Annotated in this window: 11 protein-coding genes and 1 other annotated feature (1 of these 12 running past the window's edge); all 11 genes read left to right on the top strand. The window is 46.1% G+C overall.

The window, feature by feature from the left end; genetic code table 11:
• Nucleotides 1-429, top strand: partial view of a protein-arginine kinase activator protein McsA gene (locus tag OVA33_RS03940; RefSeq protein ID WP_017419465.1) — the 3' portion only. The gene continues 129 nt to the left of window position 1, outside the view; 429 of the gene's 558 nt are visible here — the last part of the coding sequence; its start codon lies off the left edge, out of view; its stop codon occupies nucleotides 427-429.
• Nucleotides 429-1,520 (top strand): protein-arginine kinase McsB, encoded by a 1,092-nt coding sequence (locus tag OVA33_RS03935; RefSeq protein ID WP_003156398.1) that lies wholly within the window; start codon nucleotides 429-431, stop codon nucleotides 1,518-1,520. Before OVA33_RS03940 ends, OVA33_RS03935 begins: the two co-directional genes overlap by 1 nt.
• The gene (gene clpC / locus OVA33_RS03930) at nucleotides 1,517-3,952 is read left to right on the top strand and encodes an ATP-dependent protease ATP-binding subunit ClpC (RefSeq protein WP_017419467.1); all 2,436 of its coding nucleotides are present in this window, start codon (nucleotides 1,517-1,519) and stop codon (nucleotides 3,950-3,952) included. The genes OVA33_RS03935 and clpC overlap by 4 nt, the downstream gene beginning before the upstream one ends.
• Before the next feature lie 93 nt (nucleotides 3,953-4,045).
• On the top strand, nucleotides 4,046-5,425 hold the full coding sequence (radA, locus tag OVA33_RS03925) for a DNA repair protein RadA (protein WP_017419468.1): 1,380 nt from the start codon (nucleotides 4,046-4,048) through the stop codon (nucleotides 5,423-5,425).
• A 3-nt stretch (nucleotides 5,426-5,428) separates the two neighbouring features.
• Complete coding sequence (gene disA, locus OVA33_RS03920; protein WP_003156401.1) at nucleotides 5,429-6,511, top strand: DNA integrity scanning diadenylate cyclase DisA; 1,083 nt, start codon at nucleotides 5,429-5,431, stop codon at nucleotides 6,509-6,511.
• 113 nt (nucleotides 6,512-6,624) lie between these two features.
• Nucleotides 6,625-7,725 carry a PIN/TRAM domain-containing protein gene (locus OVA33_RS03915; protein ID WP_003156403.1) on the top strand — a complete coding sequence of 367 codons (1,101 nt, stop codon included), beginning with the start codon at nucleotides 6,625-6,627 and terminating at the stop codon, nucleotides 7,723-7,725.
• 12 nt (nucleotides 7,726-7,737) lie between these two features.
• Nucleotides 7,738-8,436, top strand: coding sequence for a 2-C-methyl-D-erythritol 4-phosphate cytidylyltransferase (ispD, locus tag OVA33_RS03910; protein ID WP_025650291.1), 699 nt, complete (start codon nucleotides 7,738-7,740; stop codon nucleotides 8,434-8,436).
• Nucleotides 8,429-8,905, top strand: coding sequence for a 2-C-methyl-D-erythritol 2,4-cyclodiphosphate synthase (gene ispF, locus OVA33_RS03905; protein ID WP_003156407.1), 477 nt, complete (start codon nucleotides 8,429-8,431; stop codon nucleotides 8,903-8,905). Before ispD ends, ispF begins: the two co-directional genes overlap by 8 nt.
• A 91-nt stretch (nucleotides 8,906-8,996) precedes the next feature.
• Nucleotides 8,997-10,448 (top strand): glutamate--tRNA ligase, encoded by a 1,452-nt coding sequence (gene gltX, locus OVA33_RS03900; RefSeq protein WP_128974168.1) that lies wholly within the window; start codon nucleotides 8,997-8,999, stop codon nucleotides 10,446-10,448.
• A 2-nt stretch (nucleotides 10,449-10,450) separates the two neighbouring features.
• Nucleotides 10,451-10,684 (top strand) — a binding site (T-box leader).
• A gap of 74 nt (nucleotides 10,685-10,758) precedes the next feature.
• The gene (gene cysE / locus OVA33_RS03895) at nucleotides 10,759-11,412 is read left to right on the top strand and encodes a serine O-acetyltransferase (RefSeq protein WP_003156410.1); all 654 of its coding nucleotides are present in this window, start codon (nucleotides 10,759-10,761) and stop codon (nucleotides 11,410-11,412) included.
• Nucleotides 11,409-12,809: a cysteine--tRNA ligase gene (cysS, locus tag OVA33_RS03890; RefSeq protein WP_025650292.1), complete on the top strand. Its 1,401-nt coding sequence runs from the start codon at nucleotides 11,409-11,411 to the stop codon at nucleotides 12,807-12,809. The genes cysE and cysS overlap by 4 nt, the downstream gene beginning before the upstream one ends.
• The last annotated feature ends 3 nt before the right edge of the window (nucleotides 12,810-12,812 follow it).

Below are 12,812 nucleotides of genomic sequence, written 5' to 3'. Positions count from 1 at the left end.
GGAAACCAAGGGTTCTCGATTCATAATTTATTATCAGGGCTGCTGAATATGGAGTCCTCATTTCAAAACACCGGTTCTCAAATGTTCGGCTACTCAGAGCAAGGCACAGCTTGTAAGAAATGCGGTATGACGTTTCAGCAGCTGAGAAAAACAGGGCGTTTCGGCTGTGCGGAATGTTACGATACGTTCTACAGCCAAATTACGCCGATCTTGCGAAAAGTTCACAGCGGGAATACGGTGCATGCCGGGAAAATTCCAAAACGAATAGGCGGAAACCTGCATGTAAGACGGCAAATGGAAATGTTAAAAAAAGAACTTGAATCTTTAATACACCACGAAGAGTTTGAAAGAGCAGCGGAGGTCAGGGATCAGATCCGATCGTTAGAGCAGGAATTAAAAAGTAAAGACAGTGAGGGGGAACAAGGGTAATGTCGCTCAAGCATTTTATTCAGGACGCACTAAGCAATTGGATGAAGCAAAAGGGACCTGAAAGTGACATTGTACTCAGCAGCCGTATACGGTTGGCCCGAAACTTTGAAAATATAAAGTTTCCCGCCCGGTATACGAATGAAGAAGCCTCATCCATCATTCAGCAATTCGAAGATCATTTTTCAGGTAAGGAACTGCCTGATATCGGTCAATTTCATTTAATCAGAATGAGTGAAGCTCAGCCTTTGGAAAAACGGGTGCTGATGGAGAAACATCTGATCAGCCCGAATTTAACGGAATCTCCTTTTGGCGGCTGTCTGCTTTCTGAAAATGAAGAAGTCAGCATTATGTTAAATGAAGAAGATCATATCAGAATTCAATGCCTCTTCCCCGGCTTCCAGCTTCTCAACGCCATAAAAGCGGCAAACCAGGTTGATGACTGGATTGAGGAGAAAGTGGATTACGCCTTTGGAGAGAAGAGAGGGTACTTAACAAGCTGTCCTACAAATGTAGGGACGGGACTAAGGGCTTCAGTCATGATGCATTTGCCGGGTCTTGTATTAACTAGGCAAATGAATCGAATTATACCGGCAATTAACCAATTAGGCTTAGTTGTTAGAGGAATTTACGGTGAAGGCAGCGAAGCATTAGGAAATATCTTTCAAATTTCAAATCAAATCACACTCGGAAAATCAGAACAGGACATTGTAGATGATTTAAACAGTGTGGCTGCCCAGCTGATTGAGCAGGAACGTTCAGCCCGAGAAGCGCTTTACCAAACTTCGAAAATTGAATTGGAGGACCGGGTATTCAGATCTTACGGCGTTTTATCCAACTGCCGTATGATTGAATCGAAGGAAACGGCGAAATGCCTTTCTGACGTTCGGCTGGGGATAGACCTGGGGATCATCAAAGGGCTATCAAGCAATATACTTAATGAACTGATGATTTTGACACAGCCGGGTTTTCTCCAGCAATATTCGGGCGGTGCATTACGGCCGAACGAAAGAGACGCGAGAAGAGCGGCTCTTATCAGGGAAAGGCTGCATTTAGAAATGAGTGCAAATAGACAGGAGGATGATTCGATATGATGTTTGGAAGGTTTACAGAGCGAGCTCAAAAGGTATTGGCACTGGCACAGGAAGAAGCACTGCGCTTAGGCCATACAAATATCGGAACTGAACATATACTATTAGGGTTAGTCCGTGAAGGTGAAGGGATCGCATTTAAAGCTTTAGAAGCTCTTGGCCTTAATTCAGATAAAATGCAGAAAGAAGTGGAAAGTTTGATCGGTCGAGGGCAGGAAAGTGCCACCTCTGTTCCTCATTACACACCTCGAGCCAAAAAGGTAATAGAGCTATCAATGGATGAAGCCAGAAAGCTAGGACATTCTTATGTGGGAACAGAACACATACTTCTCGGATTGATTCGTGAAGGAGAAGGCGTGGCGGCGAGAGTTCTGAATAATCTCGGTGTCAGCTTGAATAAAGCGAGACAGCAAGTGCTGCAGCTTCTGGGAAGCAATGAGACGGGATCTTCTGCATCCGGTACCAACAGCAATGCAAACACGCCGACGCTTGACAGTCTGGCGCGTGATTTAACTGCGATTGCGAAGGAAGACAGTCTTGATCCGGTTATCGGGCGAAGCAAAGAAATTCAGCGTGTTATTGAGGTATTAAGCCGCAGAACGAAAAATAATCCCGTTCTTATCGGAGAACCGGGTGTAGGTAAAACTGCGATTGCTGAAGGCCTTGCACAGCAGATCATCAATAATGAAGTGCCGGAAATATTACGTGATAAACGCGTAATGACGTTAGACATGGGTACGGTTGTAGCCGGTACGAAATACCGCGGAGAATTTGAAGACCGCTTGAAAAAAGTAATGGATGAAATACGTCAGGCCGGCAATATTATTTTATTCATTGACGAACTGCATACACTGATCGGAGCGGGGGGAGCAGAAGGTGCGATTGATGCATCGAATATCTTAAAACCTTCACTGGCCCGCGGAGAGCTTCAATGCATCGGTGCCACAACGCTTGATGAATACCGTAAATATATCGAAAAAGACGCGGCTCTCGAGCGCCGTTTCCAGCCGATTCAGGTGGATCAGCCGTCAGCCGATGAAAGCATTCAAATTTTAAAAGGGCTCCGTGACCGCTATGAAGCGCATCACCGCGTATCCATTACCGATGAAGCGATCGAAGCCGCGGTTAAATTGTCCGACCGTTATATTTCTGACCGCTTCCTTCCGGATAAAGCGATCGATTTAATTGATGAAGCCGGTTCAAAAGTGCGTCTCCGTTCTTTCACAACGCCTCCGAACTTAAAAGAGCTTGAGCAGAAACTCGATGAAGTTCGCAAGGAAAAAGACGCTGCCGTTCAGAGCCAGGAGTTTGAAAAAGCGGCTTCCCTTCGTGATACGGAGCAGCGCCTGAGAGAACAGGTGGAAGACACGAAAAAAACCTGGAAAGAAAAACAAGGCCAGGAGAACTCCGAAGTTTCTGTAGAGGATATCGCGATGGTTGTATCCAGCTGGACCGGGGTGCCCGTATCTAAAATTGCCCAAACGGAAACAGATAAGCTTCTCAATATGGAAAGCATTCTGCATTCCCGCGTCATCGGCCAGGATGAAGCCGTTGTAGCCGTGGCAAAGGCTGTCAGACGTGCAAGAGCCGGACTGAAGGACCCGAAACGTCCGATTGGTTCATTCATCTTCTTAGGCCCTACAGGCGTTGGGAAGACAGAGCTGGCAAGAGCGCTGGCGGAATCCATTTTCGGTGATGAGGAAGCGATGATCAGAGTGGATATGTCCGAATACATGGAGAAACACTCGACTTCACGTCTTGTCGGTTCTCCTCCGGGATATGTTGGCTATGATGAAGGCGGCCAGCTGACAGAAAAAGTGAGAAGAAAACCTTACTCTGTCGTATTGCTTGATGAAATTGAAAAAGCGCACCCTGATGTGTTTAACATTCTCCTGCAAGTGCTTGAAGACGGACGCTTAACTGATTCAAAAGGACGCACTGTGGATTTCCGCAACACGATCCTGATTATGACGTCAAACGTCGGAGCGAGCGAGCTGAAACGCAACAAATATGTGGGCTTCAATGTGCAGGATGAATCACAAAACCATAAAGACATGAAAGACAAAGTCATGGGAGAGCTGAAGCGTGCCTTCAGACCTGAGTTTATCAACCGGATTGACGAAATTATCGTCTTCCACTCCCTTGAGAAAAAACATCTTACAGACATCGTGTCGCTTATGTCTGATCAGTTAACAAAACGTCTGAAAGAACAAGATCTCTCTATCGAGCTGACGGATGCTGCAAAAGCAAAAGTAGCAGAAGAGGGCGTCGATTTGGAATACGGCGCACGTCCGTTAAGAAGAGCGATTCAAAAGCATGTGGAGGACCGGTTATCAGAAGAACTCCTCAGAGGCAATATTGATAAAGGGCAGCACATTGTTCTTGATGTTGAGGACGGCGAATTTGTCGTAAAAACAACTGCTAAAACGAACTAATATAGTGACAAACATGAGGCATACGTAAGCGAGTGTATGCCTCACTTTGTTATATAGAGAAATATTCGATAAGGAAGAGGTCTTACAACATATATGGTTAAATCAAAAACAAAATTCATCTGCCACTCATGCGGTTATGAATCCGCAAAATGGATGGGAAAGTGCCCGGGCTGCGGGGCTTGGAATACAATGGTGGAAGAAACCATAAAAAAAGCGCCGGCGAATCGGCGGGCGGCTTTCTCCCACTCCGTTCAAACCGTCCAGAAACCATCACCCATTACATCAATTGAAACATCAGAAGAACCCCGCGTTCACACAAAGCTCGAAGAATTCAACAGAGTGCTTGGCGGCGGCGTTGTGAAAGGCTCGTTAGTATTGATCGGCGGCGATCCCGGGATCGGAAAATCAACGCTCCTTCTCCAAGTATCCGCACAATTAGCAGATACGGCCGGCAGCGTGCTTTACATTTCAGGGGAGGAATCCGTGAAGCAAACGAAGCTGCGCGCCGACAGACTTGGAATCAACAGCCAAATGTTACATGTTTTATCTGAAACCGATATGGAGTATATTTCGTCTGCTATACAAGAGATGAAACCCGCATTTGTTGTCGTAGACTCCATTCAGACCGTTTACCAAAGTGATATCACCTCGGCTCCCGGCAGTGTATCACAAGTAAGAGAGTGTACGGCCGAATTGATGAAAATCGCGAAAACAAACGGCATACCTATTTTTATCGTCGGACACGTCACAAAAGAAGGATCGATCGCAGGGCCGAGATTGCTTGAGCACATGGTCGATACCGTTCTATACTTTGAAGGAGAGCGGCACCATACATTCCGTATTTTGCGGGCTGTAAAAAACCGGTTCGGCTCAACAAATGAAATGGGCATCTTTGAAATGCGGGAAGAGGGGCTTACGGAAGTGCTCAACCCTTCTGAAATTTTCTTGGAAGAGCGTTCTGCCGGGGCATCGGGTTCGAGTATCGTTGCGTCAATGGAAGGAACGAGACCGATTCTGGTTGAAATCCAGGCGCTCATATCACCGACCAGTTTTGGAAACCCGCGCCGCATGGCTACAGGCATTGACCACAACAGGGTATCGTTAATTATGGCTGTGCTTGAGAAGCGGGTGGGTCTTTTGCTTCAAAATCAAGATGCATATTTAAAAGTCGCCGGCGGGGTCAAACTGGATGAACCGGCGATTGATTTGGCAGTAGCCGTCAGCATTGCCTCAAGCTTCAGAGATACACCGCCGAATCCCGCAGATTGCTTTATCGGTGAAGTGGGACTGACAGGAGAAGTCCGCAGGGTGTCAAGAATCGAACAGCGCGTAAAAGAAGCGGCGAAACTCGGCTTCAAGCGCATGATCATACCTGAGGCGAATGCAGACGGGTGGACAATACCAAAAGGGATTGAGGTTGTCGGAGTAGCAAATGTTGCTGAAGCGCTTCGTACTTCATTAGGAGGATCATAATAGATGGAAAAAGAGAAAAAAGGGGCGAAACAAGAGCTTGACCTGTCTGCAATTCTGCAGTTCGTTGCACCGGGCACCCCGCTCAGAGCCGGGATAGAGAATGTACTTCGGGCAAATACAGGCGGCCTGATTGTTGTCGGATACAATGATAAGGTAAAGCAAGTCGTGGATGGCGGTTTTCATATTAATACATCATTTGCGCCCGCTCACTTATACGAGCTGGCCAAAATGGACGGTGCCATTATTTTAAGTGATTCCGGCCAGAAAATTCTTTATGCGAATACGCAGCTTATGCCGGAGGCGACCATTTCTTCTTCAGAAACGGGAATGAGGCACCGTACGGCGGAACGGGTGGCGAAGCAGACCGGCTGTCTCGTCATCGCCATTTCTGAGCGCAGAAATGTCATTACGTTATATCAGGACAGCATGAAGTACACACTAAAGGACATAGGTTTTATTTTAACAAAGGCAAATCAGGCCATTCAAACGCTCGAGAAGTATAAAACCATTTTAGACAAAACGATTACGGCTTTAAACGCATTAGAGTTTGAGGAGCTTGTGACATTCAGTGACGTGCTGTCCGTCATGCATCGGTATGAAATGGTGCTTCGAATAAAAAATGAAATCAATATGTATATTAAAGAACTCGGAACGGAAGGACACTTAATCCGCCTGCAGGTGATTGAACTGATTACGGACATGGAAGAAGAGGCGGCACTTTTCATCAAAGACTATGTCAAAGAAAAAATCAAAGATCCGTTCGTGCTGTTAAAAGAGCTCCAGGATATGTCCAGCTATGATCTGCTGGATGATTCCATTCTGTTTAAACTGCTTGGATACCCGGCTTCTACGAATCTTGATGATTATGTGCTCCCGAGAGGATACAGGCTGCTGAACAAAATTCCGCGTCTGCCGATGCCGATTGTTGAAAATGTGGTTGAGGCGTTCGGATTTTTGCCAAGCATAACGGAAGCCACTGTAGAAGAGCTTGATGATGTCGAGGGTATCGGCGAAGTGCGCGCCCAAAAAATCAAAAAAGGCTTAAAACGCCTTCAGGAAAAACACTATATAGATAGACAGCTTTAAGTATCGCTTAAACCTGTCGGAATCCGGGTATATTATTGTTAGTTTTTGTTTATTCTGAATTTGTAGGCTCTGACAGTCTGCTGAAAAAATGCTACTTAAAAGGAGGTGGAGGTATGTTAAAACGAATAGTTCAGGCGTTCTTCATTATTGTGGGCGGCGTTGTCGGTATCTTTTTAATACCTGAATTGTTTGTGCTGTCAAATATACAGGACATACCTTTAATAACAAACGCATATACGTCTGCTGCAATTGGTGCTATTATCTTTTTTCTCATCAGTATATGGACGACAGAATATGTGATTAATTGGGTAAAATGGATTGAAGATTCTTTGCTGAGAGCTCCGGTGCCGGATCTGTTATTCGGGAGTCTCGGATTGGTTTTTGGACTTATCATCGCATATCTCATTGTAAACGTGATTCCGCTGGACAATATTCCGTACCGTATATTCAGCACCATCATTCCGGTCTTTCTGGCTTTCTTTCTCGGTTATCTGGGCTTCCAAGTCGGATTTAAGAAAAAGGATGAACTGATCAGTCTTTTCTCCATTTCTGCAAGAATGCAGAAGAAAAAGGGAAGTGCTGATGAGGAGCAGGAAGAACAGGATAAAAGGCTGAAAATCTTGGATACAAGTGTTATTATTGATGGGAGAATTGCGGATATTTGTCAGACGGGCTTTTTAGAAGGCGTCATTGTCATTCCTCAATTTGTGCTGGAGGAATTACAGCATATCGCTGATTCTTCAGATGTTTTAAAACGTAACAGAGGACGCCGCGGACTGGATATCTTGAATCGCATTCAAAAGGAACTGGATATTACGGTTGAAATTTATGAAGGCGACTTCGAAGACATTCAGGAGGTTGACAGCAAGCTTGTCAAACTTGCGAAGCTGACATCCGGCGTCGTTGTGACGAATGATTTTAATTTAAATAAAGTATGTGAGCTTCAGAAGGTTGCGGTACTGAATATTAATGACCTTGCAAACGCGGTGAAGCCGGTTGTGCTTCCGGGCGAAGAGATGAATGTGCAGGTGATTAAGGACGGGAAAGAGCATAATCAAGGTGTGGCTTACTTGGATGACGGCACGATGATTGTTGTGGAAGAAGGCCGCAATTATATAGGGAAACATATTGATGTGCTCGTAACCAGCGTACTGCAGACAGCGGCGGGACGAATGATTTTTGCCAAGCCCAAGCTGCTTGAGAAAGCTCTTTAAGAGGGAGTTCATATGGAGTATGTTGTCGTTATTCCGGCTGCCGGACAAGGAAAAAGGATGAAGGCCGGGAAAAATAAGCTGTTCATCAGCTTAAAAGGTGCGCCTGTTATTATGCACACACTGCGGGTTTTTGAAAGCCACGCACCCTGTCAGAAAATAATCCTGGTGATAAACGAGAGTGAACGGGAAGATTTTCGCCAGCTGCTGGCCCAATGTCCGATTCAGACGGAAATTGAGCTTGTTACCGGAGGTGCGGAGCGTCAGCACAGTGTATACGAAGGACTGAAAGTGATTGATAAGGAATCGGTCGTCCTTGTTCATGACGGAGCGCGCCCGTTTGTCACACATCAGCATATCGATAAGCTCGTTGAAACAGCAGAGGAGGCGGGAGCGGCTGTCCTGGCTGTTCCTGTGAAAGACACGATAAAACGGGCGGAAGGCTCCCGGGCTGCGGAGACCTTTGACCGTTCAAGCTTGTGGGCCGTTCAAACGCCGCAAGCTTTTCGTCTTTCTTTATTGAAGACGGCGCATATGGAAGCGGAAAACAAAGGCTTCTTAGGTACGGATGACGCCAGCCTCGTCGAGCGTCTTGATGGATATCAGGTGAGTATCGTTGAAGGCAGCTATACCAATATTAAGCTGACAACGCCGGATGACCTGATATTTGCGGAAGCAATCATGAAAGCGGAAAGTGGGAATCATAATGTTTAGAATCGGACAAGGATTTGATGTGCATCAATTAACGGAAGGCCGTCCTCTCATCATCGGCGGAATTGAAATTCCTTATGAAAAGGGGCTGCTCGGACATTCAGATGCTGATGTATTGCTGCATACAGTCGCAGACGCGTGTCTCGGAGCGGCAGGTGAAGGAGATATCGGCAAACATTTCCCGGATACTGATCCGGAATTCAAAGATGCGGATTCTTTTAAGCTGCTTCAGCATGTCTGGAACATTGTAAAAGAAAAAGGGTACGTACTCGGAAATATAGACTGCACGATTATTGCGCAAAAGCCGAAAATGGCGCCGCATATTGATGCTATGAGAAAACGGATAGCTGAAGGCCTTGAGGCGGACGTCTCTCAAGTAAACGTAAAAGCGACGACGACCGAAAAGCTCGGGTTTACCGGAAGAGCCGAAGGAATTGCCGCTCAGGCAACCGTTCTGATCCAAAAAGCCTGATCATTGTTTTGATGCCGGGTCTATTTGGTGGTAGAATAGATACATATATTCGGCTAGAGGCTACAGACGAGATGAAAGGAAGTATTTGAACATGGGAAATGAAGTACGCGTTCGTTATGCACCGAGTCCGACCGGACATTTGCATATCGGTAACGCCAGAACGGCGCTTTTTAACTATTTATTTGCCCGCAGCCAAGGCGGAAAGTTTATTATCCGGATTGAGGATACGGACAAAAAGCGAAATATTGAAGGCGGAGAGCAAAGCCAGCTCAACTATTTGAAATGGCTCGGCATGGACTGGGATGAAAGTGTGGATGTCGGCGGAGAATACGGCCCGTACCGCCAGTCTGAGCGTAACGACATTTACAAGGAGTACTATGAAGAGCTTCTTGAAAAAGGGCTAGCTTATAAATGTTTCTGTACGGAAGAAGAACTTGAGAAAGAACGTGAAGAGCAAATCGCCCGCGGGGAAATGCCGCGCTATTCCGGCAAACACAGAAACCTGACTCAAAAAGAGCAGGAGCAGTTTTTAGCCGAAGGCAGACAGCCGAGCATCCGTTTCCGCGTGCCGGAAGGGAAAATCATCGCATTTAACGATATCGTAAAAGGCGAGATTTCTTTTGAATCAGACGGCATCGGCGACTTTGTCATCGTCAAAAAAGACGGAACACCGACGTATAACTTTGCTGTCGCGATTGACGATTACTTAATGAAAATGACGCACGTGCTCCGCGGTGAGGATCACATTTCAAATACACCGAAACAGATCATGATTTTCCAGGCATTCGGCTGGGATATTCCTGTCTTCGGACATATGACGCTTATCGTAAACGAAAGCCGCAAAAAATTAAGTAAACGTGATGAATCAATTATCCAGTTTATTGAGCAGTATGATGAGCTGGGTTACCTGCCTGAAGCGCTGTTTAACTTTATCGGACTTCTCGGCTGGTCTCCCGTCGGTGAAGAAGAGCTTTTCACAAGAGAACAATTCATTGAAATTTTTGATGTAAATCGTTTGTCTAAGTCACCGGCTCTGTTTGATATGCATAAACTGAAATGGGTCAACAACCAATACGTCAAAGCGCTGGATCTTGATCAAGTGGTTGAGCTGACTCTGCCGCACCTGCAAAAAGCAGGAAAAGTCGGCACTGAGCTTTCTGCCGAGGAGCAGGAATGGGTTCGTAAATTAATCTCTCTTTACCATGAGCAATTGAGCTACGGCGCTGAAATTGTCGAGCTGACTGATTTGTTCTTTAAAGATGAGATCGAGTATAATCAAGAGGCAAAAGCCGTTCTGGAAGAAGAACAGGTGCCTGAAGTGCTCAGCGTATTTGCTGCGAAGCTTGAAGAGCTTGAAGAATTTACGCCTGAGCTGATCAAAGCCTCAATCAAAGCTGTTCAGAAAGAAACAGGCCATAAAGGCAAAAAGCTGTTCATGCCGATTCGTGTAGCGGTTACCGGTCAGACACACGGTCCGGAGCTTCCGCAGGCCATTGAGCTGATCGGCAGAGAAACAGCCGTCAGACGCCTGAAAAGCATTTAAATATACGATTGTTGACAGGGAAGAGTATAAAACAATGACCATTACAGAAAGAATCTTCGTCGGCTGAGAGAGATTCATGCGTCATGTTTTAGAAGTGCGCCCTTAAGACCTTTGAAGAACATTTCTGCGGAAATCAGTATTTAAAGGCGGCCGCCGCCGTTACCGGCTTTTAAGTTGGGAAAACAGTGACTTGTTTTTCAAACAGAGTGGAACCGCGCGGTAAAAGCGTCTCTGTCATGTTTACATGCAGAGGCGCTTTTTTTATAGGCGGAAAAACAGACTGGAGCGGGGAGAGAATGGGGGGAAGCATGTGTTTTTTAAAATGCTAAAAGAAGACATAGATACAGTGTTCGATCAAGATCCGGCAGCAAGAAGCTATTTCGAAGTTGTTTTAACTTATTCTGGTTTACATGCTATATGGGCGCATCGGATTGCACATGCTTTATATAAACGGAGATTTTTCTTCCTGGCGCGCCTGATATCACAGATTGCCCGTTTCTTTACCGGAATTGAAATCCATCCCGGCGCGACCATCGGGAGAAGGTTTTTCATTGATCACGGTATGGGGGTCGTCATAGGGGAAACATGTGAAATCGGCAATAACGTGACGGTATTCCAAGGTGTCACTCTTGGTGGGACGGGAAAAGAAAAGGGAAAGCGGCATCCGACCATAAAAGATGATGCTTTAATTGCAACCGGAGCGAAGGTGCTCGGCTCTATTACGGTCGGGCAGGGTTCTAAAGTAGGGGCCGGCTCCGTTGTGCTTCGTGATGTTCCCGACTTTTCGACCGTTGTCGGCATACCGGGGAAAGTCGTCATTCAGAACGGAAGAAAAATCAAACGCGATCTCAATCACCAAGACTTGCCCGATCCGGTTGCTGACCGGTTTAGAGCATTGGAGCAGCAGATTTTTGAACTGCAGGCTGAACTGGAAGATAAAAAAGAAAGGATCAACCAAAAATGACCATTACACTTTATAATACATTGACACGGAAAAAGGAAACATTCGTTCCTCTTGAGGAAGGCAAAGTAAAAATGTACGTGTGCGGACCGACTGTATACAACTATATTCATATCGGAAACGCCCGTCCGGCGATTGTGTATGATACCGTACGCAACTATTTGGAGTATAAAGGATACGATGTTCAATACGTATCGAATTTCACCGATGTTGACGACAAACTGATTAAGGCGGCCAACGAGCTCGGCGAGGACGTCCCGACCGTTTCTGAACGGTTCATTAAAGCGTATTTTGAAGACGTGGGCGCCCTCGGATGCCGGAAAGCGGATCTTCACCCCCGGGTCATGGAAAACATGGACGCCATTATTGAATTTGTCAGCGAGCTGATTAAAAAAGGTTACGCTTATGAATCAGAAGGCGACGTCTATTTCAAAACAAGGGCCTTCGAAGGCTACGGCAAGCTATCTCAGCAATCAATTGATGAACTCAGATCAGGCGCGCGTATCCGTGTCGGCGAGAAGAAAGAGGATGCGCTGGACTTTGCGCTTTGGAAAGCTGCTAAGGACGGAGAAATTTCATGGGATAGCCCTTGGGGAAAAGGCCGCCCGGGCTGGCATATTGAATGCTCCGCAATGGTGAAAAAGTATTTGGGTGACGAAATCGATATTCACGCCGGCGGTCAGGACCTGACATTCCCGCACCATGAAAACGAAATCGCGCAATCTGAAGCATTAACAGGCAAGACATTCGCAAAATACTGGCTTCATAACGGATATATCAATATCGATAATGAGAAAATGTCAAAATCGCTCGGCAACTTTGTTTTGGTGCACGATATCATTAAGCAATATGACCCGCAGCTTTTGAGATTTTTCATGCTGTCCGTTCATTACCGCCACCCGATCAACTATTCGGAAGAGCTGCTTGAGAAAACAAAAAACGCGTTTAACCGCCTGAAGACGGCATACAGTAATTTAAACCATCGTTTGATTAGCAGCACGAATCTGACTGACAATGATGAGGAATGGCTCGCTAAAATCGAAGAGCACCGCGCTGCGTTTGAAGAAGCAATGGATGATGATTTTAATACGGCGAATGCGATTTCCGTTTGGTTTGATCTGGCGAAGCTCGCCAATTACTACATGCAGGAGGACAATACGGCGGATCACGTCATTAAAGCCTTTATCAGCATGTTTGACAGAATCGGATCCGTTCTCGGACTTACACTCGGCGAAGAAGAGCTTGTCGATGAAGAGATTGAAGAATTGATCGAGAAGAGAAATGAAGCCCGCCGCAATCGCGATTTTGCTTTGTCAGACCAAATTCGCGATCAGCTGAAAAGCATGAATATCATTCTTGAAGATACGGCTCAGGGAACTCGCTGGAAGCGGGGAGAGTAAGCG

The sequence above is a fragment of the Bacillus sp. KICET-1 genome, from assembly GCF_027721405.1.
Taxonomy (GTDB): domain Bacteria; phylum Bacillota; class Bacilli; order Bacillales; family Bacillaceae; genus Bacillus; species Bacillus velezensis.
Note: the sequence above shows the minus strand (reverse complement) of the source record. Positions and strands in the feature narration are given on the sequence as shown.